The sequence below is a fragment of the uncultured Shimia sp. genome (genome assembly GCF_947498095.1).
In the GTDB taxonomy this organism is placed as follows: Bacteria; Pseudomonadota; Alphaproteobacteria; order Rhodobacterales; family Rhodobacteraceae; genus Shimia.
This window is the reverse complement of record NZ_CANMJE010000006.1, coordinates 59280-86002: the sequence shown is the minus strand read 5'-3', so window position 1 is coordinate 86002 and position 26723 is coordinate 59280. Positions and strand designations below refer to the sequence as shown.

The 26723-nt window shown below is 56.7% G+C and carries 27 protein-coding genes; 12 read left to right on the top strand and 15 right to left on the bottom strand.

What is annotated here, in order from left to right; all coding sequences use genetic code 11:
* Nucleotides 1-44: 44 nt before the first annotated feature.
* Entirely contained in the window at nt 45-1352 is a 1308-nt protein-coding gene (purB, locus tag Q0932_RS11835) for an adenylosuccinate lyase (protein WP_299352931.1), read from the bottom strand.
* Between the two features lie 78 nt (nt 1353-1430).
* Between purB and Q0932_RS11830 the strand changes: the two genes are divergently transcribed.
* From Q0932_RS11830 to Q0932_RS11820, 3 genes are all read left to right on the top strand, one after another.
* Entirely contained in the window at nt 1431-1760 is a 330-nt protein-coding gene (locus tag Q0932_RS11830; RefSeq protein ID WP_299352928.1) for a hypothetical protein, read from the top strand.
* A 74-nt stretch (nt 1761-1834) separates the two neighbouring features.
* Nucleotides 1835-2404, top strand: a complete 570-nt coding sequence (locus Q0932_RS11825; protein WP_299352925.1) for a hypothetical protein — start codon at nt 1835-1837, stop codon at nt 2402-2404.
* An 11-nt stretch (nt 2405-2415) separates the two neighbouring features.
* Nucleotides 2416-2670 (top strand): hypothetical protein, encoded by a 255-nt coding sequence (locus Q0932_RS11820; RefSeq protein ID WP_299352922.1) that lies wholly within the window; start codon nt 2416-2418, stop codon nt 2668-2670.
* Between the two features lie 58 nt (nt 2671-2728).
* On the opposite strand, the gene dddP is transcribed toward Q0932_RS11820, so the two are convergent.
* Nucleotides 2729-4072, bottom strand: coding sequence for a dimethylsulfonioproprionate lyase DddP (gene dddP, locus Q0932_RS11815; protein ID WP_299352919.1), 1344 nt, complete (start codon nt 4070-4072; stop codon nt 2729-2731).
* A gap of 124 nt (nt 4073-4196) precedes the next feature.
* Here dddP and Q0932_RS11810 point away from each other — a divergent pair, with 124 nt between their 5' ends.
* The 6 genes from Q0932_RS11810 (at nt 4197) to Q0932_RS11785 (ending at nt 8401) form a co-directional block, all read left to right on the top strand.
* A complete protein-coding gene (locus Q0932_RS11810; RefSeq protein WP_299352916.1) occupies nt 4197-4946 on the top strand; it encodes a DUF3445 domain-containing protein in 750 nt (249 codons plus the stop codon).
* A gap of 91 nt (nt 4947-5037) precedes the next feature.
* Nucleotides 5038-5214, top strand: coding sequence for a hypothetical protein (locus Q0932_RS11805; protein ID WP_299352913.1), 177 nt, complete (start codon nt 5038-5040; stop codon nt 5212-5214).
* 14 nt (nt 5215-5228) lie between these two features.
* Complete coding sequence (locus Q0932_RS11800; protein ID WP_299352910.1) at nt 5229-5396, top strand: hypothetical protein; 168 nt, start codon at nt 5229-5231, stop codon at nt 5394-5396.
* Between the two features lie 308 nt (nt 5397-5704).
* Nucleotides 5705-6247: a tetratricopeptide repeat protein gene (locus tag Q0932_RS11795; protein WP_299352907.1), complete on the top strand. Its 543-nt coding sequence runs from the start codon at nt 5705-5707 to the stop codon at nt 6245-6247.
* Between the two features lie 53 nt (nt 6248-6300).
* Nucleotides 6301-7359, top strand: a complete 1059-nt coding sequence (locus tag Q0932_RS11790) for a FliG C-terminal domain-containing protein (protein ID WP_299352904.1) — start codon at nt 6301-6303, stop codon at nt 7357-7359.
* Between the two features lie 127 nt (nt 7360-7486).
* Nucleotides 7487-8401, top strand: a complete 915-nt coding sequence (locus Q0932_RS11785) for a lysophospholipid acyltransferase family protein (RefSeq protein ID WP_299352901.1) — start codon at nt 7487-7489, stop codon at nt 8399-8401.
* Here the strand turns inward: Q0932_RS11785 and Q0932_RS11780 are convergent.
* Both Q0932_RS11780 and Q0932_RS11775 read right to left on the bottom strand, forming a co-directional pair.
* The gene (locus Q0932_RS11780) at nt 8398-9096 is read right to left on the bottom strand and encodes a DUF1223 domain-containing protein (protein ID WP_299352898.1); all 699 of its coding nucleotides are present in this window, start codon (nt 9094-9096) and stop codon (nt 8398-8400) included. The two genes, Q0932_RS11785 and Q0932_RS11780, sit on opposite strands and share 4 nt — an antisense overlap.
* Before the next feature lie 151 nt (nt 9097-9247).
* Nucleotides 9248-12037 (bottom strand): bifunctional aconitate hydratase 2/2-methylisocitrate dehydratase, encoded by a 2790-nt coding sequence (locus Q0932_RS11775; RefSeq protein ID WP_299352895.1) that lies wholly within the window; start codon nt 12035-12037, stop codon nt 9248-9250.
* Nucleotides 12038-12331: 294 nt separating this feature from the next.
* Here Q0932_RS11775 and acnA point away from each other — a divergent pair, with 294 nt between their 5' ends.
* Nucleotides 12332-15019, top strand: a complete 2688-nt coding sequence (gene acnA, locus Q0932_RS11770; RefSeq protein WP_299352893.1) for an aconitate hydratase AcnA — start codon at nt 12332-12334, stop codon at nt 15017-15019.
* A gap of 54 nt (nt 15020-15073) precedes the next feature.
* Here the strand turns inward: acnA and Q0932_RS11765 are convergent, their stop codons facing one another.
* A complete protein-coding gene (locus Q0932_RS11765; protein WP_299352890.1) occupies nt 15074-16222 on the bottom strand; it encodes a serine hydrolase in 1149 nt (382 codons plus the stop codon).
* Nucleotides 16223-16425: 203 nt separating this feature from the next.
* On the opposite strand from Q0932_RS11765, the gene Q0932_RS11760 reads away from it, so the two are divergent.
* Entirely contained in the window at nt 16426-17214 is a 789-nt protein-coding gene (locus Q0932_RS11760; RefSeq protein WP_299352887.1) for an arginine deiminase-related protein, read from the top strand.
* A gap of 2 nt (nt 17215-17216) precedes the next feature.
* Here Q0932_RS11760 and Q0932_RS11755 read toward each other — a convergent pair whose 3' ends face one another.
* From Q0932_RS11755 to Q0932_RS11730, 6 genes are all read right to left on the bottom strand, one after another.
* A complete protein-coding gene (locus Q0932_RS11755; RefSeq protein ID WP_299352884.1) occupies nt 17217-17759 on the bottom strand; it encodes a DsbE family thiol:disulfide interchange protein in 543 nt (180 codons plus the stop codon).
* Complete coding sequence (gene ccmD, locus Q0932_RS11750) at nt 17752-17904, bottom strand: heme exporter protein CcmD (protein WP_299352880.1); 153 nt, start codon at nt 17902-17904, stop codon at nt 17752-17754. Before ccmD ends, Q0932_RS11755 begins: the two co-directional genes overlap by 8 nt.
* Entirely contained in the window at nt 17901-18638 is a 738-nt protein-coding gene (locus tag Q0932_RS11745; protein WP_299352877.1) for a heme ABC transporter permease, read from the bottom strand. The genes ccmD and Q0932_RS11745 overlap by 4 nt, the downstream gene beginning before the upstream one ends.
* A gap of 83 nt (nt 18639-18721) precedes the next feature.
* Nucleotides 18722-19378 (bottom strand): heme exporter protein CcmB, encoded by a 657-nt coding sequence (ccmB, locus tag Q0932_RS11740; RefSeq protein WP_299352874.1) that lies wholly within the window; start codon nt 19376-19378, stop codon nt 18722-18724.
* Nucleotides 19375-20001: a heme ABC exporter ATP-binding protein CcmA gene (gene ccmA / locus Q0932_RS11735; protein WP_299352872.1), complete on the bottom strand. Its 627-nt coding sequence runs from the start codon at nt 19999-20001 to the stop codon at nt 19375-19377. Before ccmA ends, ccmB begins: the two co-directional genes overlap by 4 nt.
* A gap of 251 nt (nt 20002-20252) precedes the next feature.
* On the bottom strand, nt 20253-20750 hold the full coding sequence (locus Q0932_RS11730; protein ID WP_299352869.1) for a lactoylglutathione lyase family protein: 498 nt from the start codon (nt 20748-20750) through the stop codon (nt 20253-20255).
* A 398-nt stretch (nt 20751-21148) separates the two neighbouring features.
* Between Q0932_RS11730 and Q0932_RS11725 the strand changes: the two genes are divergently transcribed.
* Nucleotides 21149-22888 (top strand): adenylate/guanylate cyclase domain-containing protein, encoded by a 1740-nt coding sequence (locus Q0932_RS11725; protein WP_299352866.1) that lies wholly within the window; start codon nt 21149-21151, stop codon nt 22886-22888.
* Here the strand turns inward: Q0932_RS11725 and Q0932_RS11720 are convergent.
* The 4 genes from Q0932_RS11720 to secD are packed head-to-tail and all read right to left on the bottom strand — an operon-like array spanning nt 22885 to nt 26633.
* A complete protein-coding gene (locus tag Q0932_RS11720) occupies nt 22885-23244 on the bottom strand; it encodes an Mth938-like domain-containing protein (protein ID WP_299352863.1) in 360 nt (119 codons plus the stop codon). The two genes, Q0932_RS11725 and Q0932_RS11720, sit on opposite strands and share 4 nt — an antisense overlap.
* A 10-nt stretch (nt 23245-23254) precedes the next feature.
* Entirely contained in the window at nt 23255-24007 is a 753-nt protein-coding gene (locus Q0932_RS11715; protein WP_299352860.1) for a sulfite exporter TauE/SafE family protein, read from the bottom strand.
* Nucleotides 24000-24968: a protein translocase subunit SecF gene (secF, locus tag Q0932_RS11710; protein WP_299352858.1), complete on the bottom strand. Its 969-nt coding sequence runs from the start codon at nt 24966-24968 to the stop codon at nt 24000-24002. The genes Q0932_RS11715 and secF overlap by 8 nt, the downstream gene beginning before the upstream one ends.
* Before the next feature lie 3 nt (nt 24969-24971).
* Nucleotides 24972-26633 carry a protein translocase subunit SecD gene (gene secD / locus Q0932_RS11705; RefSeq protein ID WP_299352855.1) on the bottom strand — a complete coding sequence of 554 codons (1662 nt, stop codon included), beginning with the start codon at nt 26631-26633 and terminating at the stop codon, nt 24972-24974.
* Between the last annotated feature and the right edge of the window lie 90 nt (nt 26634-26723).

Sequence of the window (26723 nt, the reverse complement as noted above, 5' to 3'; positions counted from 1 at the left end):
CGGCAAACCGAGCGCACTGGTTTGCCGTCAGAATGTTCTATGATTTAGCTTTCGCCAAAAACGCGGCGGAAAATCGTGTCGACATGTTTGGTGTGATAGCCCATGTCGAATTTCTCATTGATGCCATCCACACCCAAAGCCGCGACCACTTCGGCGTCGGCCAGCAGCAACTCGCGGAAATCAAGGCGTTCTTCCCAGACTTTCAGCGCATTGCGCTGCACCATCGAATAGGCGTCTTCACGACTGACACCGGCTTGGGTCAGGGCCAGCAACACGCGTTGTGACATCACCAAACCTGGGAATTTGTTCATGTTGTCCAGCATGTTGTCGGGGAAGATCAGCATCTTCTCGACCACACCGGCCAGACGGTTCAGGGCAAAATCCAACGTCACGGTAGCGTCCGGACCGATGCCGCGCTCTACGGACGAGTGCGAGATATCACGCTCGTGCCACAGGGCGACGTTTTCCATTGCCGGGATCACGGTCATGCGCACCAGACGCGCCAGACCGGTCAGGTTCTCGGTCAGAACCGGGTTTTTCTTGTGCGGCATTGCGGATGAACCCTTTTGGCCCATCGAGAAGAACTCAGCCCCTTCCAGCACTTCGGTGCGCTGCATGTGGCGAATTTCAATCGCAATGTTTTCAATCGACGAGGCAATCACACCCAGCACGGCAAAGAACATCGCATGGCGGTCGCGCGGGATGACCTGCGTGGAAATCGGCTCGGGGCTCAGACCCAGCTCAGCGCAGACATGCTCTTCAACGGCAGGGTCGATATTGGCAAACGTGCCCACAGCGCCGGAAATGGCGCCGGTGGCGACCTCTTCACGCGCTTGTTGCAGACGCGCCTTGTTGCGGTCCATCTCAGCGTAGAAACGAGCGAATGTCAGACCCATCGTCGTGGGTTCTGCGTGGATGCCGTGGCTGCGTCCAACGCGCACCGTATCTTTGTGCTCAAGCGCGCGAGTCTTCAGCGCAGCCAGCACGCGGTCCATGTCGGCCAGCAGGATGTCTGCAGCGCGTACAAGCTGTACGTTCAGGCAGGTGTCCAGCACATCCGACGAAGTCATGCCTTGATGCACAAACCGGGCCTCTTCGCTGCCCACGTGTTCGGCCAAGTGCGTCAGGAACGCGATGACATCATGTTTGGTGACAGCCTCAATCTCATCAATGCGTGCCACATCGAATTCGACATCCTTGGCCCTCCAGACCGCATCCGCGTTTTCCTGCGGGATCACGCCCAGCTTGGCCATGGCATCGCAGGCGTGCGCCTCGATTTCATACCAGATACGGAACTTGGTGGCGGGTTCCCAGATGTCGGTCATCTCTTTGCGGGCATAGCGAGGGATCATGTCACGGCCTTGTGTATAGGATGGGTTCGCGCGCGGTTTAGACTGATGCACAGGTGGCGGCAAGACAGGAGAGCCAAAGTGAGACGGATTGCCCTGATTTTTATGCTTTGTGCGACCCCCGTTCTGGGGCAGAACTGGCAGACACTCGATAACGCAGGCATTCAAGCCGTTCTGACAGGTCAAACCGTGGACTACGAGAACGCCTGGCAAGAGTTCCTGCCCTCCGGACGAACGCTCTACAACGCGGGCGAGGACAGCTGGGGGTATTGGGAAGTTCGGGGTGAACAGTATTGCAGTCAATGGCCGCCAGCCGACGGGTGGGCGTGTTACGACGTCGAGCGCGACGGGCAGAAAGTCCGTTTCATCGGTGAAAGCGGTCATGCCACTTTCGGGACGGTGCGCAACTAGGTATCGGGGTTGCTGGCGCTGGACACACCCGGCCATTGTTCTAGAATGACCGTATTCCTCAAGGAGCATTATTGATGGACTTGTTACAAAAATCCCAAAACTTGCTGGGGGCGATCACGGCAGCGGTCATTTTGATGTCTGCATCGCTGGCTGGCGCCCAAACTCCGGTGACGTACACCGAACATGGCAAAGCATTGTTTCAGGTCAAGGTGCCTGATTTCTGGTCGGTGCGCGTTGGTGGACCGCGGACGCTCTCGCCGTCAGACGACGAAGACACGCGAAATGTTTCGCGCGTTCTGGGCATGCAACCTGAAGCGGCTGACAACATTTGGGTCGGCTTCATTGTTCCTGACGGTGTGCGCAATCTCGAGGAAGGCGCCGACTATGTACGTGATATTGGACCCCAGCTTTTGGGTGAGGCCGAGGTCACCAAACGCGAAGTCCGCAGAATTGGTGGTCGCACCGCTCACAGCATCACCGGCAAAGGTCGACGCAACGGCAAAGGCGTTCAGTTTACAGCCCTGTTGATCGACCTACCCGGCCCACGAGTCGCGTTTTCTGTGACAGTTCTGCAGGACGGCTTTGATCCCGACCTCTTGGGTGGCATCAATTCCATCTATTCTTCGTTCCGTGTCGCACAGTAAGGGGGCCAGTCATGATCCGTAGCAAATCCGCAATCGCCCTGACCGCGCTCAGCCTTGGTGCCATGTCCCTCAGTGCGTGTGATGATGTCTATACCACCGGCAGTGTCGGGGTGGGCGTCTATTATGACTCGATGATGTGGAACGATTATTATCGTCCCAATCCGCCGGCGCGTCCCAATCCGCCTCCAGGACGTCCAGTGCACCCGATTGCGCCGGCCCCAAGACCACAGCCGCCGATGCATCGACCATCACCGCGCGCGCGCTAAACCAAACATTACAATCACCCCGCACCTGTTGCGGGGTGTTTCGTTTTGACTGATCTGATCAGACTTCGCCCATCAGCCGTGGATCAAAGGGATAGGTCGACAGGTTTTCAAAGCCGTCTTCCGTGATCAGCACCTGATCTTCCAGCTTGATGGAGAACGCGCCTTTCTCAGGGCTGACAAGCGCTTCAACGCACAAAACCATGCCAGGTTCGAGTTCATAGTCAAAGGCGCCTTCGACCATCGCGTCGGGATAGGCAATCAAGGGCCATTCATCACACAAACCAACTCCGTGCATCATGCAGCCATATTTCTGCGCCTGAAAATTGTCATCCAGCTTGTGACAATTTAGGCTGATATCCTGCATATTCACACCGGGCTTTAACAACTCCATGTTGGCCATGATGTGGTCATGCGCGTGCTGCATGGCATAGACCATGTCTGCGGGTGGTTTTTGGTCGCCAATCCACCAGCTTCGGGAAATATCAACGCATATGCCATAAGAGCCGACCAGATCGGTATCAAAACTGACAATCTCGTTGTTCTGCACGATCCGGGGTCCGCATTCTTGGAACCACGGATTGGTACGCGGCCCCGAGGCCAGCAGGCGCGTTTCGATCCACTCGCCACCGCGCCGGATATTTTCCGCATGCAACACGGCCCAGATGTCGTCCTCACTCATGTTGCCATTGGGCACACCTTCACGTGCTGCACGTTCCATCTCGGCCACGGCGGTTTCACAAGCATGATTGGCGCAGCGCATGGCCAGAATCTCGTCCACGCCTTTGACTGAGCGGGATTTCTCGGTGACCTCTTCACCTTCCATGATCTCAAAACCCTGAGCCTCCAGAGCCCGCAGGCCGTGGATCATGATCTTGTCGACTGCCAGCCGTTTGTTGCCTGGGCTGTGTTCTTCCATCAGCTTGCGCACTTCGTTGGAAAACACATCTGCTGCCACATCAACCTTGTCGCCGCGGTCAAAGTAGAACAGGTCCGCCCCTGCCCGCTGTTCTTTCACAAGCGGGTTGAATGTGCTGAGAAACGGCGATTGCTTATAGTCCCAGATCACCATGTAACCATCGGCGCAGAGCAGAAGCGCGCGGAACGGATTGTGGGTGTTCCACAGCTGCATGTTGGTTGAATCCGTGGTATAGCGAATGTTGAGCGGATCAAACATCAACAACCCACCATACCCCCGATCCACAATGTGCTGCGTCAGGCGTTCCCAGCGATAGCGCCGCAACGCCTGCAGGTCAGGCAGTTGCAGTCCAGCCTTTGCCCATTCTGCAAAAGCCAGCTGTGTCGGGCCAATCTCAACCCGATCCTGATCGTTCGGCGTGTTATCCCCGGTCCGCTCTCCGCGGGTTGGATCGATCTTTCGGATATCGCGGTAGTGATCTCGCATGGCCTTCTCCTCTTGTCTTACGGGAATTGTGGGGGGCAATACGGGGGTATTTCCTGCCTGAAACCGACCTCAAACCTGTCTTTTTTGGTTACTCACCACGCACCGCTATTGTAAATCTCATCACATGACAGACGTTTTGCAGACCGCGATCCCCTTTGATCCGCTTGCGCCAAAGCCCTTGCCCGGCATTTCGCCGTTGGCGGAGCAGGACTGGTTGATCATTGACGAAGCCTATGCCGGTCAAATGGCACTCCGAGCACGATTGTTGGCCGAACAGCGCAAGGATGTTGTGGCAATGCTCCCCGAAGCACTACCTGCAGCGCAGGAGCTTTTGGACAAGGTTTTGGGCTTGCTGTTGTCGCGGCCCGAGGGCGACTTTACATGCACCAACGACGTGGTAACGCGTCCAGATAAGGCTGAGGTCATCCTTGATAGGAACGACCCTTTGGCGACGCTGGGCCGGCTTGTGCAAGAAGACATTTGCATATTGCAAAAACAGGGCGATGAGCACGTGATGACCGGCGCCGTCCTTTGTTTTCCCGCCAGTTGGCTGTTGTCCGAGAAATTCGGCCGCCCGCTGGTTGGCATTCACGTCCCGGTCGACAGCTATACTGATGATGTGGCCAAGCGGGTTCAGCGATTGTTCGACGGCGTGCGACCCGAGCGCCCTTTGTGGCGATCAAACGCGCTCTGGTATGCCGACACCGTCCTTCACCAACCAAGATCCGCCAACCAGCGCCGCCCTTATGCTGATCCGAAAACCGCACCCTACTTGCGCAGCGAAAAACAATCGATCCTGCGATTGCCGGAAACAGACGCGGTGATCTTCTCGATTCACACCTATATTCTGGCACGGGCGCATGTGTCGTTTTGACAGTTTCGTGATACCTTAGTGACAGGGTGAAGTGATCCAGAGGGCAAGTCTGAGCGTAACTCTTTCAGACTTACCCATAATGGAGCCTATCATGTTTCTAAGAATTGCCCTTTTGCCGCTGATCTTTGGCCTGTCCGTCCCTGCCATTGCAAATGCCAAACCATCACACTCATTGGTGATCCACTCCGAGGAAAACCGCAAATACTGTAATGATGGGTACACTTGGGACGCGACCGACAAAATGTGCATGGCCGATCCACGCCGCTAAAAATGAGGCCGACAATGAAAACGCTTCTATCCGTAGTGGTTATTGTCCTATTGCCTGCGGTGGCATCTGCCGGTGGAGCAAACACCAAGACCGGATTTGGCGACAAGAATGGTCCTGAATGCGATCCTGGTTTCTATCTCGATAAATCGGCAAACCTATGCGTTGCAGCAAACTGGAAATGACTCATCAACTGTCTGAACATGTGCATTTTCGTAACACATGGTCCGATTTGGTGACGCAAAGGTGATGAATTGTCGGGTTCTGATCTCTATCAGGACCCGCTTTTGTGACTATACTCGTGGCAGGAGAGAAAATGACCATGTTTTTCAAACCAGCCTTTGCCTTGATGATCTTGTCCCTTGTCCTCGCTCCTTTGGCGGCGACAGCAGAACGCAAGTCCTGTCCTCCTGGGGCATATTGGGACCAACGAGATCAGATGTGTATTTATGGCAATGGCAACTGACCATATAGAGTGACGGGAGTCCCCCAAATGCAGTTGAAGCCCCTTATTTTAATAGCCGCAATTGGCCTTGGGCCACAGTCAGTTTTGGCTGCTGGCGGCAACGAGTCGATGGTTCCTGCTCCAACGCCGACCACCAAAGAATGCAAGAATGGTAAGATCTGGAGCGAAAAGAAAAACCGCTGCGTGAAGCCCGAAAACGCAAGTCTGGACGATGATCTGCGCTATGATGCGGTACGTGAATATGCCTATGCGGGACAGTTTGACAGCGCTCAGGCGATCCTCGCGACCATGACGGATCAAAGCGACGACAGGGTGCTGACCTATTGGGGGTTCACCCATCGCAAAATGGGCAACGTCGATTTGGGCATACAGTTCTATCAACGCGCAATTGCCGAAAACCCGGATAACCTATTGGTGCGTTCATATATGGGTCAGGCCCATGTCGAAGCGGGCGAAACTTATCTGGCTTGGGTGCAACTCCAGGAAATTCGCACACGCGGTGGTGGCGGCGACTGGCCTGAAGCATCACTCGCCTCGGCGATCAAGACCGGCACGACCTACAATTACTAAGGTTTTTTTCACTCTTCGGTGCTTAGCTGCGCCCGGAGTGAAGGAGACCGGCAATGATTGAAAACACCGGCGTGGCGCCAATGGCGCCCCAGCCGACCGGATTGTCGCGCCGTCAAAAGGCAGCGATCATCGTTCGATTTCTCTTGAATGAAGGGGCCGAGTTGAGCCTGTCTGACCTGCCGGATGATCTGCAGGCGCAGTTGACCCAGATGATGGGCGACATGAGTTATGTCGATCGCCAGACCTTGGCCAGCGTTGTGATGGAGTTCGCCGCCGAACTGGAATCCGTTGGTCTGTCGTTTCCACGGGGGCTGTCCGGCGCGTTGTCTGCCCTTGAAGGCCGGATCAGCCCGCTCACCGCACAGCGTCTGCGAAAAGAGGCCGGGGTACGCATGGCCGGGGACCCGTGGGATCGTTTGTGCGCCCTGTCCGTTGAGCAACTGGCGGACATTGTTGCGCGCGAAAGCCTTGAAGTTTCGGCTGTATTGATGTCCAAACTGGACGTTGCCCGCGCTGCAGACCTGTTAGGGTCAATGCCCGGCGAACAGGCACGCAGGATCACCTATGCGATTTCTTTGACCGAGGCGATCACTCCAAATGCTGTTGCGCGCATTGGCTTGTCCTTGGCGACGCAATTGGATGACATGCCCGAACGGGCCTTTGACAAAGAGCCGGAATCGCGTGTCGGCGAAATCCTGAACTATTCCGCCTCCACCACACGCGACGATGTCTTAAGCGGGCTGGACGAAACCGATCAGGGATTTGCCAGCGCGGTGAGGCGTGCAATCTTTACCTTTGCCGATATCCCTGCCCGCCTCGCCCCACGCGATGTGCCGTCGGTGTTGCGGGATGTGGACCAGGCCATCTTGGTCACGGCGCTGGCCGGAGCGGTCGACGACACTGCACAGACAAGCGCAGAGTTTTTGCTGGAAAACATCTCCGGTCGGTTGGCTGACCAGATCCGGGAAGACATCGAAGATCGGGGCAAGGTCAGTACACGGGATGCCGATACCGCCCAGACGCAAGTGGTCGGCGCAGCGCGACGGCTCGCGGATGCCGGAGAGATCCAATTGATCCTGCCGGAAGACAGCGAAGACGCTGAAACGGATTGATCTTTGCAAGACCTTGCGGTCTTTTGGTTTTCCCCGAACCCCAAGGCGTCTGGACAAATGGCCGAGCGCTTGTGATTGTCGCAGCAGGCCCCTATGTCTGGCACCGCGCAACATTCGCTGAGACCCAATGACAAAACAACCAGACAAATTCTCCCAAAAGGTGACGGATTACACCGTGAACCTCGTTCTGAAGGGTGCGATTGGGCTGGCGCTGGCGCTGCCCTACAAGACGCGTGTGCGTATGATGGGTTGGCTCACGTCCCACGTTTTTTCGCCAATTGGTGGGTATCGCAAACGGGTTCGCAACAATCTGAACACCGTCTTGCCGGATTTGCCCGAGGACGAAGTACACCGCTTGTCTCGTGTTGTCCCGAACAACGCCGGACGCACTCTGATTGAGATCTATTCCGGGGAAGAATTCGTCCAGCGCGCAATCCAGGCACCGATCGAAGGACCAGGATTGGAGAGGCTGGAAGCCGCACGTGCCGAAGGGCGCCCCGTGATCCTGGTGACAGGGCATATGGGCAATTACGATGCGGTACGCGCGAACTTGATCCATCGCGGTTACAACATGGGTGCTTTGTACCGGCCTATGGCAAACCCCTATTTCAATGCGCATTACGTGGCCTCGATCTCAAAAATCGGCACTCCGCTGTTTGAACGCGGTCGCAAAGGCATGATCGAGATGGTGCGCCACATCAAATCCGGCGGCATTCTTGGTATTCTGACCGACCTGCACGCAAATCAGGGCGTGCCGCTTGATTTTCTGGGGAAGCCTGCTCGCACGTCGCTGGTCACCGCGGAACTGGCTCTCAAATTCAACGCCGCATTGATCCCGGTCTATGGATTGCGAGAGCCTGACGGATTTTCATTTCGCATTGTGGCGATGGAGGAAATCCCTCATTCAGACCCCACAACAATGACACAGGCCGTCAATGACGGGCTGGCAAACCTTGTACGCGCGCATCCCGAACAGTGGTTTTGGATTCATCGCCGGTGGAAGTATAAACCGCCGGAAGATATTGAAATTTCAGAAGATTAACGCAGCCGCGCTGCCGCAAGGATCGGGCCGTGGTCGCGGCCCTGCACAATGGCGACAACCGGCAAATCGCCACGAGCTGGCGCGCGGACGCGGATCGGCTTTTTACCATCCCATTCAGCGACAACGTCCCAGCTATCGACGATATTGGAATAGGCCAACTCGCGGCCGGCATTTTCACCGCGCTTGATCGCGACCTTTTCCATGGGGCGATACCGCACGATCTGGATCACCATCGGGCCGGGTGCTGCCGATGTCTCAGCCTCAACCACAAAACGCCCACCCTGTTTCTTGATCGACACATCAACAACAGGCGCATTGCGTTTGTGGGCAGCAATCAGATCTTTGACCTCATAAGGATGATTGCCAACAACATGATCCGTTCCGCTGACAATCATTTGCGGGGTATAGACCGAGCGATGTCCAGCCGCCCGCGCATAGTCCTTTTGCCTTTTGGTAAACTCGGGCGAAGCAAAGTTATCCTTCCAGCCAAGGTAGTCCCAGTAATCCACATGCAACGCCAATGCGATGACATCATCGCGTTTTGTCAGCGTGTCATGAAAGAATGCATCCGCTGGCGGGCAGGACGAGCACCCCTGCGAGGTATAAAGCTCAACAACAACAACTCTGTCCTCGGCCATCAGCGGAGCTGACATTGCCATCCAGAGAAACATTGCGAAACGAATTGCGGTGCGCATGTAGATCACTTTCTTTGCAGTCCATCCAACTGATATTGAATTGCCGTTCAACTGGCCAATAAAGGTTTCGAGAGCGGATTGTTACAAATCAACGAAAAAGGGCATCACCATTGACGGTGACGCCCTCTTAGGACTGTTTTGTTGTCTCGCTTTAGAAGTGGACTGACTTTGCTCCAGCTGGTTTTTCCAGCGGTGGCGCGAACTTGGTCAGGTCGATCCCTTCAACGGCGGTTTTGTATTCTTCCATAGTCGGTGTGCGACCGAGAATTGCAGACAGAACCACGACCGGGGTCGATGCCAAAAGGCTCTCGCCTTTCTTCTCGGCACTGTCTTCTACAACGCGGCCTTGGAACAAGCGGGTCGAAGTGGCCAGAACCGTATCGCCTTTTGCAGCTTTTTCCTGGTTGCCCATGCACAAGTTACAGCCGGGGCGCTCAAGATAGAGAATGTTCTCATACTCGGTGCGTGCTTGGCTTTTCGGGAACAGATCATCAAATTCAAAACCCGAGTACCGTTGCAGGATTTCCCAGTCGCCCTCTTCTTTCATCTCATCGATGATGTTGTAGGTCGGAGCAGCAACAACCAACGGCGCCTTGAACTCAACTTTGCCCGAGGCTTTCTCGAGGTTCTTCAGCATCTGAGCGACGATTTTCATGTCACCCTTGTGCACCATGCACGATCCAACAAACCCAAGGTCCACCTTTTTCTCGGCCTTGTAGAACGAGATCGGGCGGATGGTGTCGTGTGTATAGCGCTTGGACACGTCAGCGTTGTTGACGTCAGGGTCTGCGATCATCGGCTCATCAATGGCATCCAGATCAACAACAACTTCGGCATAGTACTTGGCATTGTCGTCCGGTGTCAGGGCGGGCTTTTCGCCCGACTTGATCTCGGCAATCCGTTTGTCCGCGATGTCGATCAGCTTTTGCAGCATGCCATTTTCATGCTCCATGCCTTTGTCTTTCATGATCTGGATGCGGGATTTTGCCAGCTCCAACGATCCAACCAGTGTTTCGTCGTTCGAGATACAAATCGAGGCCTTGGCCTTCATCTCGGCAGTCCAGTCAGTGAAGGTAAAGGCCTGATCCGCCAGCAAAGTGCCGATATGCACTTCGATGATGCGCCCCTGAAAGACGTTGTCGCCGTGCTGTTGCAACATCTGCGATTGCGTGGCGTGCACCACGTCGCGGAAGTCCATGTAGTCCTTCATTTCACCCTTAAAGGTCACCTTGACCGATTCTGGGATCGGCATCGAGGCTTCACCAGTGGCCAGAGCCAGCGCGACGGTGCCTGAGTCTGCACCAAAGGCCACGCCCTTGGACATACGGGTGTGGCTGTCGCCGCCGATGATAATCGCCCAGTCATCTACGGTGATGTCATTCAACACCTTGTGGATCACGTCGGTCATCGCATGGTATTCGCCTTTGGGGTCACGCGCGGTGACAAGGCCAAAGTCGTTCATGAACTTCATCAGGCGTGGCGTGTTGGCTTGCGCCTTGGCATCCCAGACTGACGCCGTGTGACAGCCCGACTGATAGGCACCGTCAACTGATGGCGACAACACGGTGGCGGCCATGGCTTCCAGTTCCTGGCTGGTCATCAGGCCGGTTGTGTCTTGCGAGCCAACAATATTGACCTGAACACGCACGTCCGAGCCCGCATGCAGCGTTTTGCCGGGCGTCGAACCCTTGGCGTTCTTGTTGAAGATCTTTTCAACCGCGGTCAGGCCCTGACCTTCGTGGCTGATTTCTTTCGATGGGGCAAAAACCTGTGGTGCTTCAACGCCCAAGGTTTCAGCCGCAAAGGTTTGCAACTTTTTACCAAAGACGATGGCATACGAGCTGCCCGCCTTCATGAATTCCATCTTTTGCGGGGTAAAGGCCGAGGACACATCCGCCAGCTCTTTGCCATCTTCGCTCAGAAGCTTATGAGACTTGGTGTCGATCTTAAGAACCGTGCCGGTTTCGACCGAGTACTTCTGCTCGAGGATCGGGTTGCCGTCATTGTTCAGGATCCCCTTGCCATCTTCATCGACCTTTTTGACCCAGTTCTTGAGGTCCAGACCGATACCGCCGGTCACGCCAACGGTGGTCAGAAAGATCGGCGAAATGCCGTTGGTCCCGGCAACTACCGGGGCATAGTTCACGAACGGCACATAGGGGCTGGCCTGTTTACCGGTCCAGAGGGCCACGTTGTTGACGCCCGACATCCGCGACGAACCCACGCCCATCGTGCCCTTTTCTGCAATCAGCATGACGCGCTTGTCTGGGTGCTGAAGCTTCAGCGCCTCAATCTCTTTCTGCGCCGCTTCCGACATCATGCACTTGCCGTGCAACTCGCGGTCAGAGCGCGAGTGTGCCTGATTGCCGGGGGACAAGAGATCCGTCGAGATGTCGCCCTCAGCCGCGATGTAGGTCACGACTTGGACTTCTTCGTCGATCTCAGGAAGCTTGGTGAAGAACTCTGCCTTGGCATAGCTTTCCAGAATGTCGGTGGCGACGGCGTTACCTGCGGCGTGAGCAGCGGCCAGACGATCCGTATCCGCCTCGTAAAGGAAGACTTGTGTTTTCAGAACCTCGGCGGCTTGCGCTGCAATCGCCGCGTCATCACCCAGGGCCAGATCCAGAAGCACATCGACCGAAGGGCCGCCTTTCATGTGCGACAACAGCTCAAAGGCAAATGCCGGTGTGATCTCTGCGACCACTTCCGTGCCCAGAATGATCTCTTTCAGGAACTTTGCCTTCACACCCGCTGCACTGGTTGTGCCCGGCAGCGTGTTGTAGATGAAAAAGTTCAAAGAGTCTTCGCGGTGCGCGTTGCCCGTGTCTTTGATCTGCGAGACCAACTCGGCCACAAGAGCCCCATCATCAATGGGTTTGGGGTGCAATTCTTGCGATTTGCGCGTTTCGATCTCTGCGAGGTAGTCTGTGTACAAGCTCATAATGATCCCTGCCATAGTGTGTCAGAAATGCTTGAGATCAGGACCGTGTAAACCTTGGGTGATCCGACTCTCAAGTCCGTTGTATGCCGATGTATACCAGAGTGATATTGGTTGCAAGGTGCCCAACGGTGGCAGGATGCCCCACCTATATGCTTGGGTCGAAGAACTGTCTACTGACCTCTGCGTCGCAGGCCTCATGGACAATGCCTCGCAATGCGTTAAATTTTGTCTGCACCCTATTCCAGATGAGCCGCTCAGGCTCGGTACAGTTTTCAACAGTTTCGGAGCTCGCAAATGACTATTCAAGTTGGACAGGACACCGCCAAAACCCGCAGCAAGATCACGGTCAACGGCAAGACGCTCTCTTACTACTCAATTTCTGCCGCCGAACGGGCCGGTCTGGGTGATTTCTCGAAACTTCCCGCCGCGCTGAAAGTGGTCCTGGAAAACATGCTGCGTTTTGAGGACGGCGGGTTTTCCGTGTCGACCGATGACATCAAAGCCTTTGCCGAATGGGGCGCCAACGGGGGAAAGAACCCGCGCGAGATTGCCTATCGCCCTGCCCGCGTGCTGATGCAGGATTTCACCGGTGTTCCAGCAGTGGTCGACCTCGCCGCCATGCGCGACGGGATCAAAGCGCTGGGGGGAGATGCGCAAAAGATCAACCCGCTTAACCCCGTCGACCTTGTGATCGACCACTCGGTCATGATTGACGAATTTGGCAACCCGCGTGCGTTCCAGATGAACGTTGACCGTGAGTACGAACGCAACATGGAGCGCTATCAGTTCCTGAAATGGGGCCAAGGCGCATTCAACAACTTCCGCGTTGTGCCGCCGGGCACCGGGATTTGCCATCAGGTAAATCTTGAATATCTCGCCCAAACCATCTGGAGCGATGTCGATCAAAACGGCGAAGAGGTGGCCTATCCGGATACGTTGGTTGGCACGGACAGCCACACGACGATGGTCAACGGAGCCGCCGTTCTGGGTTGGGGTGTTGGCGGGATTGAGGCCGAGGCTGCGATGCTGGGCCAGCCGATCTCGATGCTGATCCCTGAAGTTGTCGGGTTTGAGTTGACCGGCGAGATGATGGAAGGCACGACCGGCACCGATCTGGTCCTGAAAGTCGTTGAAATGCTGCGCGCTAAAGGCGTGGTTGGCAAATTCGTCGAATTCTACGGCGAAGGCCTGAACCGTTTGCCACTGGCCGACCGCGCCACCATCGCCAACATGGCCCCCGAATATGGCGCCACCTGCGGGTTTTTCCCAATCGACGGTGAAACCCTGCGCTACATGCGCACCACGGGTCGCGACGAAGACCGCATCGCGCTGGTTGAAGCCTATGCCAAGGAAAACGGCCTGTGGCGGGATGAGGGGTACGCCCCAGTCTACACCGACACTCTGACGCTCGACATGGGCAGCATCGTTCCGGCCATTTCCGGCCCCAAACGCCCGCAAGATTTTGTCGCCCTGACCGAAGGACAGACAGCCTTCCGGCGCGAAATGGAAGAGACTTTCAAGCGTCCGATGAACAAGGAAGTGGTGGTAGACGGCGAAGACTACACCCTGTCTTCGGGCGACGTGGTGATCGCGTCGATCACATCCTGTACCAACACCTCGAACCCTTACGTAATGATCGGCGCGGGTCTGGTGGCGCGCAAAGCCGCCGCCTTGGGGCTGAACCGCAAACCTTGGGTCAAAACCTCTCTGGCACCGGGCTCGCAGGTTGTGTCGCATTACCTTGAAGCCGCTGGTCTGCAGGAAGACCTCGACAAGATCGGGTTTAACCTTGTGGGCTATGGCTGCACCACTTGTATTGGCAATTCGGGACCCATTCAGAAAGAACTGTCCGAGGCCATTGCCAAGGGCGATCTGGTGGCCGCCTCGGTTCTTTCAGGCAACCGCAATTTTGAAGGCCGGATCAGCCCGGATGTGCGCGCCAATTATCTTGCCTCTCCGCCGCTGGTTGTGGCATATGCGCTGGCCGGCACGATGGACATCAACCTTGCGTCAGACCCTATCGCGCAGGACAAGGACGGCAATGACGTCTATCTGAAAGACATCTGGCCCAGCACACAGGAAATCGCAGATCTGGTGCAACAAACCGTGACCCGCGAGGCGTTTATCGAGAAATACGCCGATGTCTTCAAAGGCGATGAGAAATGGCAATCGGTTGAGACCTCGGACAGCGAAACCTATGACTGGCCTGCGACCTCGACCTATATCCAGAACCCGCCTTACTTTCAGGGCATGGGATCAGAGCCTGGCACCATCAGCAACATCGATGATGCCAAGGTTCTCTTGGTTCTGGGCGACATGGTCACCACCGATCACATTTCACCCGCCGGGTCGTTTGCGCAATCCACCCCGGCCGGTCAGTACCTGATCGATCGTCAGGTGCCTGTGCGCGAATTCAACTCGTATGGGTCGCGGCGCGGCAACCACGAGATCATGATGCGCGGCACCTTCGCCAACATCCGCATCAAAAACGAGATGCTGGACGGCGTTGAAGGGGGTTACACCAAGGGCCCCGATGGCGCGCAGACCTCGATCTTTGACGCCTCGATGGCCTATCAAGAGGCCGGCACACCGCTGGTCGTCTTTGGCGGTGAGCAATATGGCGCTGGCTCATCGCGTGATTGGGCCGCTAAAGGGACCGCGCTCTTGGGTGTCAAAGCGGTGATCGCCGAAAGCTTTGAACGTATCCACCGATCAAACCTTGTGGGCATGGGCGTGATCCCGTTTGAGTTCACCGGTGGCGACAATCGCAAGACACTAGGGCTGACCGGCGAAGAAACTGTGTCGATCTCAGGATTGGATACAATCGAGCCGCTGCAAGAAGTGCCATGTTCAATCACCATGGCCGACGGGACGGTCCACGAGATCACCCTCAAGTGCCGCATCGATACGGCCCCCGAGATTGAGTATGTCGAACATGGCGGCGTGCTGCACTACGTGCTGCGAAATCTGGCAAAAACCTAACTTGGCGGTTTCAGCAGACGAAAACCTCGCTTTCGAGCGGGGTTTTTCTTTTGCTCAAGGTGACAGGCTGCGGGCGATCTGTTGAAACAGGCAGAGGGTTTCAAGCGTACGCATTGGGCCGTCCTCAGTGTAACTCGGATAGGCTCCGTTCATGGCGATAACGACTTTGCGGACCGGGTTCACATAGAGGAACTGGCCATAGATCCCGATGGCGCTGAAATCGCCGCCATCAGGCCGCATCGGGATCCACCACTGGTTTTTGTAGCCGTATTCACTTTCGGCATGCGGCAGCCCGACGCCGGGCATCAGGGGATGCACATCCGGCACAGCCATGGTTTTGATCCAGTCTTCGGGCACAATCTGGCGACCATCCTGCGCCCTGCCCCCGTCCAGAACCATCTGGCCAATGCGTGCCAGATCACGCAGCCGCATGAACATGCCGCCAAACACCATCGGTTCACCCTCTTGATCCACCAGCATGTGCATGTCGCCTTCGACACCCAGTGGCTGCCAGAGCCGCGTGCGCAGGTAGTCTGCAACCGTCTCGCCCGTCGCGCGGCGCAGCACCCACCCCAGAACATGTGTTTCAATACTGGCGTACTGGCTAAAAGTGCCGGGCTCCCGTGCCCGCACCATCTCGCGGGCGAAATCGTCCTGCGCCCCGGTCTGGAACGATGTGATTGAACGCACGACCTCAGAGGTTGGATCATCATAAGCCTCTCGCCAACGAATGCCGCTTAGCATGTCCATCACCTGCTGCACACTGACCCCATCAAACCCGGTGCCGTTGAGCTCCGGGACATAGTCAGTGACCAGCACCTGAAAGTCCGGCAGCGCCCCTTCGCCTTGCGCAATCCCTAGCATCAGCGCTGTGACGGCCTTGCTGACCGACCAAAGGATAGAGACATCCTGTTCGCTGCGCCCCCGACCATAAACCTCATGCACCAGTTGACCCCGATGCAGTACCGCCAGCCCACTCATCCGCATGGTGCCCAGATGTGCCTGTGTCTCCAGACAACGCCTGCCCACCTGAAAGGTCTCGGGCAACGCAACAGGGTTCCCATTGGGCAGTGGCAAAATCTGGCCATCCCGAGCCACCGTCAGCGAGGGCCAAGTCTGCCACAAGTCGCGGAAATTCTGATCGATGGTCGCGGGATCAAAAATCCCCTCCCAGCGTTTGACCGCCTCATCCTGCGTCAGCATTTGCGCCTCCTGTCCCTCGACTTACGCCTTACCAAGACAGGCCGCCGACCGGATGCCAAGTGTTTTCCTCAGGCGCCAACCGCTTTGCCCGATCGGGGCAAAGCAAACACTGATGTGGGCCGCAAGGCCCACGCCGCCTGATAGCGCTTGCCACGACCGGCGACATCCGCCATTTTGCGTCGACTTAACCCAAGAGATGTCGAATGGCCAACCACAGCTTTACCTTCACCCACGCGCTTTGCCGCACACCTTCCAATTCGGTCACAGATGGTCTGAGGGCCGAGGATCAGGGTGATCCCAGCGCAGATGTGTTTCGCAGCGAACACGCGAGTTATGTTGCGGCCCTTCGCGCAACTGGTGCCGAGGTTGAGGTATTGCCCGCCGATGAGCGGTTCCCTGACAGCGTGTTTATCGAAGACGCCGCTTTGTGCTTGAAAGGTCAGGCCATCGTCCTGCGTCCCGGCGCCGAAACCCGTCTGGGAGAGGCTGCAGCTCTGCGCCCTGATCTCACACGGATCATGACGGGCGTGATCGATCTGCAAACCGAGGGCTTTGTCGATGGTGGCGATATCTTGTGTTCTGATCACGAGGTTATGGTCGGCCTATCGGCCCGTACGGACCGCACTGGTGCCGAAGACCTTGGTCCGATCGTGTCCGACCTGGGCTACAAACTGCGCATTCTCGAAACGCCGGCTGACATTCTGCATTTCAAAACTGAAAGCAGCTTGCTGGACGCCGAGACCATCCTCGCCACCCCCAAACTGTCAGCGTCGGGTTGTTTTGACGATTACCGCGTGATCCACACCGCTGAAGGCGAAGACCTCGCCGCCAACGCGATCCGGGTCAACGACACTGTGTTTCTGTCCTCAGGCAATCCGCGCACGGCAGATGCACTGGACAAAGCGGGCTATAAGGTGGTGGTGCTGGACACAACGCAGGCCACCCTTGTTGATGGCGGCCTGTCCTGCATGTCTTTGCGGTTCTCGATCTGAGATCAGGAGCCCGCGGCCAGCTCGTCGATCTTGGGCTGCAAGCGTTCCAGTAGTTTTCGCTGGGTCACAGGCCCTGCGATGCGCGTGATGATCTTGCCGTCGCCGTCGATCAGGAAAGTTTCCGGCACGCCGTAGACGCCCCAGTCAATCCCAATCCGACCAGTTCTGTCCGCGCCCGCAGCGATATAGGGATCGCCAAGCTCAGCAAGGAAGGTCAAGGCGTTGCCAGGGTCATCCTTGTAGTTCACACCGTAAACCGGCATGCCCTCGGCCTCTAGCTGCATCAGAGTGGGATGTTCTACGCGGCATGGACCACACCAGCTTGCCCAGAAGTTCACCAGCTTAACCTCGCCATTCGTCAGAACCGAAGAGTCGAACGTCTCAAGTGACCCCAGTTGCGTGACGGGCAGTTCCGGCGCGGGTTTGCCAGCAAGGTTGGTGGGCAATTCATCGGGGTTTTCCCGCTGCATGCCAATAAAAAACAGGGCTGCAAGCCCGGCAAAGACCAGGGGCGGTGCGATCATCAGAGGAGAGATTCTAGCCATTGCGACGACCCTCGATTTGTTCCAGTTCCGCCCGCGCCTTGCGCGCGGCGCGGATGCTGACAGCGACAAGCACGATCAACAGCAAGATTGAGACGGCATAAGACGACAGCACCGCATCGGCGTATTTTCCCAGATCAGGCATCATCCCAGTCTCTCCCGTGCTAACAGCGCCTTGGTGCGCCGTTTATGAATTTCGGTACGCGTACGCAGGAATACAAGCGCGACAAACAGTAATATGAACCCTGCAATGCACACATAAAGCGGGGTCGAGAACACATCCGCCACGTTTTCCTCTTTGTCGAGGCTCAGCGACGCGCCCTGATGCAGACCTTGGTTCCAGAAATTCACCGCATAGCGGCTGAGGAACGCAAAGACCGAACCGACGATACAAAGAACAGACGTGAGATCTGCGGCCGTGTCCGGATTGTCGATCGCCTCCCACAAGGCAACATAGCCCAGATAGAACAGGAACAGGATCAAGAATGACGTCAGACGCGGGTCCCAAGCCCACCACGTGCCCCACATCGGCTGCCCCCAGATTGCGCCAGTGGCCAATGCAATCAGCGTCATAACAATACCAATGGGCGCTGCGGCCTTCGCCGCAAGTGCCGAGACGTGGTGACGTCGGATCAGCCAGATCAGCGAGGTCACAAGCATCATAAACCACGCCGAGATCGCCATCATTGCGGATGGCACGTGAATAAAGATGATCTTGACCGTCGAGCCTTGGCGGAAATCATCCGGGGTAAAGAAAAACCCCCAGATCAACCCGCCCACAAGAGACACGAGCGCCAGCACCGACACCCAGGGCAACACCAGGCTGACGGTTCGGCTAAACTTAACGGGATTGGCATATTCCCAAAGTGCATTCATGTTCATTTTGGTTTCGTTTCCTTGCCTTTGTGGCTTCCAATGCCCGTTGGGCGTCAGCCTGTCTTTGACATGGGTTAACCCGGACCGTCCTATCGCAAATTCACTCGTAACACCAAGGCAGACGCAAAGGGAAGTAACGCAATTGTGCCTGCGGAAATGCCAGCCAGCATCAGGACGGGGGTGGTGGTGGTTAGGCCTTCGGCCCCGCGTCGGGCGACTTCGGCCCCAAAAATCAATGTTGGCACGTAGAGTGGCAGAACCAGAAGCGACAGCAACAGGCCTCCACGTTTCAGCCCGACGGTTAGTGCGGCGCCAAATGTGCCGATCACAGAGAGCGCTGGCGTGCCAAGAACGAGCGAGACAATGAGCCATTTGTACCCCTGCTCTGGCAGGCTCAGCAGCAACCCAAACACTGGCGATGCAAGACACAGCGGCAACCCTGTCGTCAGCCAGTGCGCCAGCGCTTTGACCGTTACCACGCCCTCCATCGGCAGGGGCGATGTGGCCAGCAGGTCAAGCGAGCCGTCCTCCCAGTCCAGGGCAAAAATCCGGTCCAGGGACAGCAGGCACGCCAAGAGCGCGCCAAGCCACAGAATTCCCGGCGCGATCTTGGCCAAAAGCGCGCTTTCAGGACCGACGCCAAAAGGCACAAGTACTGTAACGATAAGGAAAAAAGACAACCCGAGGCCAAAGCCGCCCCCGGCACGCATGGCCAGTCGAAGATCACGGATGAGAAGTGAAATCATAGGAAGCTCTCATCCAATCCGTCGAAGCCACCGGTGCCGGATTTCGGCTTGGCCCGGAAGGGACCGACGTCCAACACTTCGGCATCAAGCCCGAGGTCGATGTGGGTGGCAATGAGGGCCGAGCCGCCCTCGGCCAGATGGGCACGCACCGCGTTGGCAAACAGCTCAACCGAGGCCACGTCCAAAGACACGGTGGGCTCATCCAAAATCCAGACCGGACGCCCAGTAACCAGCAGGCGCGCAAGGCCCAGACGACGCTTCTGTCCAGCGGACAAAGCCCCTGCGGGGCGATCCACAAGACCATTCAAATCAAAACCGTCCAGTGCTTGCTGAATGCCTTTGGTACCAAAGACATCCGCCCAGAAATGCAAGTTTTCCGAAACACTTAGCGTGGCTTTCAAACCATCCGAGTGGGCCGCGTAAGCAAAGGATTCCGGGGCGGCTTGAACCTCGCCTTCGACAGGTGGCTGCAGCCCGGCAACGGTGCGCAACAAAGTGGTTTTGCCGACACCGTTTGGTCCCCGCAAGATCAGGGCATGGCCCGGCTCGAGCGAGAAATTCAACCCTTCCAGAACGGGAATACCGCCGCGGGAAATGGTGAGGTCTTTTACGGTCAAAGTCATGCGTCATGCCTTAGCGCAAAGGGGTCTTCGGCAAAAGCATCAATTGCCGCGCATCGCTGTGTAACGCCCCCCTGCCCGCCTGCGCCTTGAGATGTATCAAGGTGTTAACCAATTGTTCAGAAAGCGTGAAAGAGGCGCAAACTGTGCAGTTTGTTCAAAACTCTACGGGCAATTTGGTCATATTGTACAAATGGAAAGGTGTTGCGAGGGGCCGCATGGCGCCCAGACTATCCCTTCTTAGGATACAAATGTCAGGTGTAAGCACCGGATGAATAGGTCAGCTCGTAAGAGTGGCTGTACAGTTCGAAGACAATGCCAAACGGGTCTTCCACATAGACCATTCGATAGGGTTTCTCACCTGGATAGTAGTGGCGGATAGGCATCCGCTGCTTGCCCCCTGCTGCCACAATCTTTTCTACAAGACCTTCAACGTCGGGATCCTGGATGCAAAAGTGAAAAGTGCCATTGCGACGGAAATCAATGTTGTTTTCTGGCGCATAATTTCCGTCAAACTCAAAAATCTCGATGCCAACACGGTCTGCAGTAGCCATATGTGCGATACGCAATTTTCTCCACTCTGGTCCAAATACGTCCGTGCACATCACTCCAATGTCACTGTCATCCTCCAGCACATCAGTGGGCGGCATGATGACGTAGAATCCCAGCACTTCAGAATAGAATTTAACGGCTGCATCAACATCTGGCACTGAGAGCCCTATGTGAGAAAATGAACGTGGGGTGCGAGACATGATGACTCCTTAAAACTATTGGGGATTGATGCTGTGTAGTGCAGTTGCATTACACAAGTTAGAACCCTGCCGATCAAAAGCACATTCTTTTAAACCGAAAACTCCCCTGTCATTTGTCCTTTAGTACAGCGGTGACCTAACTTTCACTCTTTGGCTTACGTGCCTTCATTCTTGGTGGCGACACTGGCGAGATTGCTATCGTACACTCAAAGTTAGTCCAGGCCTCGTCGCAGGATCGCTCCGGGTAGTAGTTCTAGCCTTGTGGGCGATACTTTCTGACGTGACCCATTTTTTGGTTGCATAGCCACGCTGCCCATCTGGGTAATAGCCGCGCGCAGAAACATGTTGTGGAGCGCCATCCCCCGCGCGATGATGACACTCTGATCAGAGGTGACTTCTTGGAACGCAGACTGGCCGCCATACTCGCCGCAGATGTTGTTGGCTATTCTGCGCTGATGGCAGATGACGAGGCCATGACCCTGACGCGGCTCAAAAAGCATCGCGAGGAAGTCTTTGACCCAAAACTTGACGCTTACAACGGTCGGCTGATCAAGCTGATCGGGGATGGATCACTGGTCGAGTTCCCCTCGGTGGTGGAGGCCGTGCGCTGTGCCATCGACATCCAGAAAACCCTCGCAAGCCATCCGTCAGAGATCACGCTGCGCATCGGCGTGCATCTGGGCGATGTGATTATCGATGAGGATGACGTCTATGGCCATGGTGTGAACCTTGCCGCGCGGCTTGAGGGAGAAGCCGAGACCGGTGGGGTTTGCATCTCGTCCATCGTGCATGAGAGCCTTGGCAACCTGATCGAAGACCCGTTCGAAGATGCAGGCGAAAGGCGCCTCAAGAATATCTCGCGCCCGGTCAACCTGTTTCAATGGCGCCCTACTGCGGCGCCCAAGGCGATGCCTGTGTCCAAGGGTCGTAAAAAACCCTCGGTCGCGGTGCTGCCGTTTTCGAACCTGAGCGGCGACAGCGATCAGCAGTTTTTCAGCGATGGCATATCCGAAGACATCATCACCGGGCTTTCACGCTTTCGGACCCTGTTCGTGGTGTCGCGCAATTCGTCCTTTCGGTTCCGGGAGTCGGATCTGAGCGAACGCGAGATCGCGGACAAGCTGGGGGTGCAATATCTGGTCGAAGGCAGTGTCCGAAAGGCTGGCAACCGTGTGCGGGTTTCGGCGCGTCTGATTTCGGTCGACACGGGCAGGCACCTTTGGGCCGAACGCTATGACCGCGACCTTGAGGACATCTTTGCCGTTCAGGATGAAGTGACCCAGAGCATCGTCGCAGTGCTACCGGGGCTGGTGCAAAGCGATGTCGCTGACAATGTCACGCACAAACCCACCGACAAGATGCAGGCCTATGAGCTGTTGTTGAAGGGCAAGGCCCTGAGGGACGGGTTGAACGCGATCGACAATGCTCGGGCCAAGACCTGCTTTGAGCGGGCGCTGGAAATCGACCCCGACTATGCCCGTGTCTATATGTATCTGGCCGACACCTACGTTGTAGACCTGTGGTTGGGCCTCGCCGACACCGATGCGCCGACATACGCCCTGGAAATCGCCCGCAAGGGGGCGGCGCTGGACAATCGCGACGTCTATATTCAGGACCAGCTGGGCTATGCGTACCTGTGCGCGCGCCAATGGGACCAGGCGGACAAACAGTTTCAAAGAACGCTATCGTTGATTGAAAACGAAGCGGAATCAATGGCCTGGTGCGGTTATGGCTTTCTGCTATTGGGGCAAGCAGACAAGGCTCGAGACGTGGTGGTCGAGGCCATGCGGCTGGATCCGATGCATCCGCCATCGCTGGATTGGATCATGGGCCAGATCTATTTCTTTCTGGGGCGGTATGACGATGCCGTCTCCAAACTGATCGGTGAAGCACGGCTGAACTCGCTTGCGGATGCGGTGCTTGTTGCAGCCTATGCACAGTCCGGACGGCAGGAAGAGGCCGAGACAGCCTTGCGCGCCTTTGTGGACCATCGTCAGCGCGAGTATGCGTCGCGCGGGCTGGCGGCACCCAATACCACATTGACTGAGCTTGCCGGAGGGTTCCGGGCCATGTGGCGGCATGGACGGCATTGGGACCGGTTGGCCGATGGATTGCGGCGCGCCGGATTGCCGGACTAGCCCTCGATTGGGACCAGTACGGCGGCGACACGACGCCCTTCGGAAACCAGCACGTTATAGGTGCGACAGGCCGATGGCGTGGCCATGGGCTCAATCCCGATTTCAGCTTCTTGCAGGGCCATGCGGAAAGCGGCCGGAACCGGCGTCATGGCGTCTCCGGTGCCGAGGAGGATGAAATCAATCTTATCCTTCATGGCCAGAACTGTTGCCGTATCTTCAAAACCGCCCCAGCCTTTTGCCCCGGCGGCGTGGATCAGCGCGCCACCTTCAATGACCTCACCGGCGATGCGGAAGAACCCGGGCCCATAGCTTTCGATCGGCACCGCTTGGGTATAGAGAACTTCGCTCAGGTTCATGTCACTCTCCTCAGGACCAAAACGGCAGGCTGGAAATCGCAGTGGCAGCAACCAAAAGGTAAGCGACCGCCCGGTAGACGCGCTGGTAGTCAGGGTTAAAGATAAGCCCACCGACGTAATTGCCAAGCATGTTGGGAAGGGTCAAGAACAGCCCCAGCACCAAAGGTACGCCATTCAGCAGCCCCTGCACCGCCACCATGGCCACCAGAATCACGTCATAGCCGACCAGAAACAGGGTGGCATTGGCGCGGATCACGGCGACGGGCAATGTGCTGGTCATGTAGAACATGATCATCGGTGGGCCGGGAATACCCGCGACGCCCCCCAGAAAGCCGGACGCGCCGCCAATCCCGTAGAGCATCGAGGGGCGCACAGCGCCGCGATAGCGAAACCCACTCAGCAAAAGCACCAGCAGCAATAAAGCCAGAATCGATACCGTGTAGCGAAAGACATTGGGGTCTACCATAGTCAGCAGGGCCAATCCGATGGGCAGTCCAACCAGCACCCCGACAAACATGCGTACCAGATCGCCAGAGGTGCGATCTTTCCACACTTTTGGCAGGTTCGGGGCTGGCCCCGCAACGTCCATCAGGGCAATCGTGATAATCACCCAGATCGGAGACAGGTATTGTGCGGCAATCGGGACATAGATCAGGGCCGTGCCAAAGCCGGAAAAGCCGCGCACCAGCCCTGCCAAAAAGGTTGCGCCGATGATCCAGGCCAAGCCCTCAAGCGCGAGGACTTCGGCCAGAATATCAGGCATCGATGTTGGCGAATTGATTGCCACCAGTATTTGATGGCTTGGACCAGTCGCGTTTCACACCCAGTTTCAGCAGAACCGCCGAAGCCACGAAGATCGACGAATAGGTACCGACAATCACGCCCCAGATCATCGCAAAGACAAAGCCACGGATCACGTCGCCACCCAGCACAAACAGCGAGATCAGCGCCAGAAGCGTGGTGACCGAGGTCATCACTGTCCGGCTCAGGGTCTCGTTGATCGAGAGGTTCAGAACCGCCTTGAGGTCAAGCTTTTTGTACTTGCGCAGGTTTTCGCGGACGCGGTCGAACACGACCACGGTATCGTTGAGCGAGTAGCCCACAATTGTGAGAAGCGCTGCGATAATGGCGAGGTCAAATCGGATTTGCAGTTCTGAGAACACGCCGATAGTCAGGATCACGTCGTGAACAAGGGCGGCCACCGCCCCCAGCGCAAACTGCCACTCAAACCGCAGCCAGATGTAGACCAGAACTGCCGCGATAGCCAAAAGAACAGCGATCACAGCGGTCTGGATCAACTCGCCCGAAACCTTGGGCCCTACGGATTCGACCGAAACAAAGGAAATGTCCGGTGCCACAGTTTTCAGGGCAGCCTCGATGTCGCGCACCACGTCAGCGGTGACCGCTTCCTGCCCTTCCTGAGCCTGAATGCGGATCATTGTGACGTATTGGTTGTCTTCAAAGGTCGGATCGAACACTTCGGTGATCGATACATCGCCCAGTTCAAGCGGCTGGATGGCATTGCGATAGTCGGCAACCACAACCACTTGCGTGCTTTCGGTCCGGATCGTGGTCCCGCCCCGGAAGTCGATGCCGTAGTTCAGACCTTGAAGGAAGAACGACACAAGCGCGAGGACAATCAGGACGCTGGAAATACCCAGCCACAGGGTCGGACGCGAGAAGAAATCCCACTTGGTGTCTTTAGGAACAAGTCTCAGACGCATGGATCAAACCTCGATTGTCTTGGGACGGCGGCGTTCAAACCACGTCACGATCATCAGACGCGTCACAAAGATCGCGGTGAAGACGGATGTGGCGATGCCAATCATGAGCGTCCAGGCAAAGCCCTGAACAGGACCCGAGCCCATGACCAGCAGGATCACAGCGGTGATCATGGTGGTGATGTTGGCATCGAGAATGGCGCTGAGGGCTTTTTCGTAGCCCAGTTCAATAGCGCGGGCTGGCCCTTTGGCGGTCTTAAGCTCTTCACGGATGCGCTCAAACACCAAGACGTTGGCGTCAACCGCCATCCCGATGGTCAGAACGATGCCCGCGATGCCCGGCAGGGTCAGCGTTGCGCCAATCATGCTGAGCAACCCGAAGATCAGGCCGACGTTGATGATCAGCGCTACGTTGGCAAAGATGCCAAACAGGCCATAGCTGAGCACCATAAAGACCAACACTGCGGCAAAGGCGACGATACAGGCAATGCGGCCCGCGTCGATGCTGTCTTGGCCCAACTCCGGACCAATGGTGCGTTCTTCGAGGAACTCGAGCCCCGCAGGCAAGGCGCCGGCCCGCAGCAAGATGGCCAGATTGGTGCTTTCTTCAACGCTGAAACGTCCGGTGATGATGCCCGAGCCGCCAGGGATATGTGACTGGATCACTGGTGCCGAGACAACTTCGCCATCCAGCACGATGGCAAAGGGCGAGCCGATGTTCTCAGCCGTATAGTTGCCGAACTTCCGTGCCCCAGTTGGGTTAAATCGGAAAGAAACCGCAGGCGTGTTGTTCTGATCAAACGAAGGCTGCGCATCAACCAGCTCTTCGCCGGTAACCACGGCGGCACTTTCTACGGTGTAATAGGTGCCTTCTTCGTCAAGCGATGGGAAAATCTCATTGCCCGGTCCGGGGTTGACGTCGGGGTCAGACCCGCGACCAATCACGGGGTGAAAGGTCAGCTGCGCCGTGGTGCCGATGATCTCTTTCAATTCCGCGGCCGAACCGATGCCAGGCACTTGGATCAGAATACGATCCGCGCCCTGCCGTTGAATGGTCGGCTCACGGGTGCCGACCTCATCAATCCGGCGACGAATGATTTCCAGTGATTGCTGAACCGTGCGCTCATCTGTGGCCAATTTCTCGGCTTCAGAGAGTTGCACGATGAACGTGTCACCGTTGATGGTGACAACAATGTCGTTCTGACCTGCCCCGGTGACCGAGATCACAGGGCGCGCGAGACCACGCACTAGGGACGCGGCACGGTCAATCTGTTCGGGTTTTGAGATCTTCACGACCAGCTTGTCAGGCTCAGACGGTTGCAGGCGGATTGTGCCGATGGTGGCACGTTCCTCGCGCAGCATGTCGCGGATTTCCGGCCACATGGATTTAACGCGTGTCTCATAGACATCTGCCACCTGCACTTCGGCCAGCAAATGCGCACCGCCCCGCAGATCAAGCCCAAGGTTCACAAGGCCAGAGGGCATCCAACTGGGCCACAAAGCGGCCTGTTCTTCCAGCCCGTTGCCTTCGTATCCCAGTTCCAGTGAGGCCACGGCGTCATTATGCGCCTCAACCCGTTCATAAAAGCCATTGGGCGTGGCCATTAAAAGGCCAAGCGCCACAGCGGCCCAGATCAGAACCCGTTTCCAGAGGTCGATTTGCAGCATCGAAGCGGCCTTGTTTTGCTTTGGGGCATATCCGGATCGAACGAGGGTTCAACCAGCACGCCGCCTGGTGTTTACGTGAAACGACCGGGG

What these genes read in the sequence shown, in the direction of transcription:
- purB (WP_299352931.1), bottom strand. Translation starts at nt 1,352, where the DNA reads ATGATCCCTCGCTATGCCCGCAAAGAGATGACCGACATCTGGGAACCC.
- Q0932_RS11825 (WP_299352925.1), top strand. Translation starts at nt 1,835, where the DNA reads ATGGACTTGTTACAAAAATCCCAAAACTTGCTGGGGGCGATCACGGCA.
- Q0932_RS11820 (WP_299352922.1), top strand. Translation starts at nt 2,416, where the DNA reads ATGATCCGTAGCAAATCCGCAATCGCCCTGACCGCGCTCAGCCTTGGT.
- dddP (WP_299352919.1), bottom strand. Translation starts at nt 4,072, where the DNA reads ATGCGAGATCACTACCGCGATATCCGAAAGATCGATCCAACCCGCGGA.
- Q0932_RS11810 (WP_299352916.1), top strand. Translation starts at nt 4,197, where the DNA reads ATGACAGACGTTTTGCAGACCGCGATCCCCTTTGATCCGCTTGCGCCA.
- Q0932_RS11805 (WP_299352913.1), top strand. Translation starts at nt 5,038, where the DNA reads ATGTTTCTAAGAATTGCCCTTTTGCCGCTGATCTTTGGCCTGTCCGTC.
- Q0932_RS11800 (WP_299352910.1), top strand. Translation starts at nt 5,229, where the DNA reads ATGAAAACGCTTCTATCCGTAGTGGTTATTGTCCTATTGCCTGCGGTG.
- Q0932_RS11795 (WP_299352907.1), top strand. Translation starts at nt 5,705, where the DNA reads ATGCAGTTGAAGCCCCTTATTTTAATAGCCGCAATTGGCCTTGGGCCA.
- Q0932_RS11790 (WP_299352904.1), top strand. Translation starts at nt 6,301, where the DNA reads ATGATTGAAAACACCGGCGTGGCGCCAATGGCGCCCCAGCCGACCGGA.
- Q0932_RS11785 (WP_299352901.1), top strand. Translation starts at nt 7,487, where the DNA reads ATGACAAAACAACCAGACAAATTCTCCCAAAAGGTGACGGATTACACC.
- Q0932_RS11780 (WP_299352898.1), bottom strand. Translation starts at nt 9,096, where the DNA reads ATGCGCACCGCAATTCGTTTCGCAATGTTTCTCTGGATGGCAATGTCA.
- Q0932_RS11775 (WP_299352895.1), bottom strand. Translation starts at nt 12,037, where the DNA reads ATGAGCTTGTACACAGACTACCTCGCAGAGATCGAAACGCGCAAATCG.
- acnA (WP_299352893.1), top strand. Translation starts at nt 12,332, where the DNA reads ATGACTATTCAAGTTGGACAGGACACCGCCAAAACCCGCAGCAAGATC.
- Q0932_RS11765 (WP_299352890.1), bottom strand. Translation starts at nt 16,222, where the DNA reads ATGCTGACGCAGGATGAGGCGGTCAAACGCTGGGAGGGGATTTTTGAT.
- Q0932_RS11760 (WP_299352887.1), top strand. Translation starts at nt 16,426, where the DNA reads ATGGCCAACCACAGCTTTACCTTCACCCACGCGCTTTGCCGCACACCT.
- Q0932_RS11755 (WP_299352884.1), bottom strand. Translation starts at nt 17,759, where the DNA reads ATGGCTAGAATCTCTCCTCTGATGATCGCACCGCCCCTGGTCTTTGCC.
- ccmD (WP_299352880.1), bottom strand. Translation starts at nt 17,904, where the DNA reads ATGATGCCTGATCTGGGAAAATACGCCGATGCGGTGCTGTCGTCTTAT.
- Q0932_RS11745 (WP_299352877.1), bottom strand. Translation starts at nt 18,638, where the DNA reads ATGAACATGAATGCACTTTGGGAATATGCCAATCCCGTTAAGTTTAGC.
- ccmB (WP_299352874.1), bottom strand. Translation starts at nt 19,378, where the DNA reads ATGATTTCACTTCTCATCCGTGATCTTCGACTGGCCATGCGTGCCGGG.
- ccmA (WP_299352872.1), bottom strand. Translation starts at nt 20,001, where the DNA reads ATGACTTTGACCGTAAAAGACCTCACCATTTCCCGCGGCGGTATTCCC.
- Q0932_RS11730 (WP_299352869.1), bottom strand. Translation starts at nt 20,750, where the DNA reads ATGTCTCGCACCCCACGTTCATTTTCTCACATAGGGCTCTCAGTGCCA.
- Q0932_RS11720 (WP_299352863.1), bottom strand. Translation starts at nt 23,244, where the DNA reads ATGAACCTGAGCGAAGTTCTCTATACCCAAGCGGTGCCGATCGAAAGC.
- Q0932_RS11715 (WP_299352860.1), bottom strand. Translation starts at nt 24,007, where the DNA reads ATGCCTGATATTCTGGCCGAAGTCCTCGCGCTTGAGGGCTTGGCCTGG.
- secF (WP_299352858.1), bottom strand. Translation starts at nt 24,968, where the DNA reads ATGCGTCTGAGACTTGTTCCTAAAGACACCAAGTGGGATTTCTTCTCG.
- secD (WP_299352855.1), bottom strand. Translation starts at nt 26,633, where the DNA reads ATGCTGCAAATCGACCTCTGGAAACGGGTTCTGATCTGGGCCGCTGTG.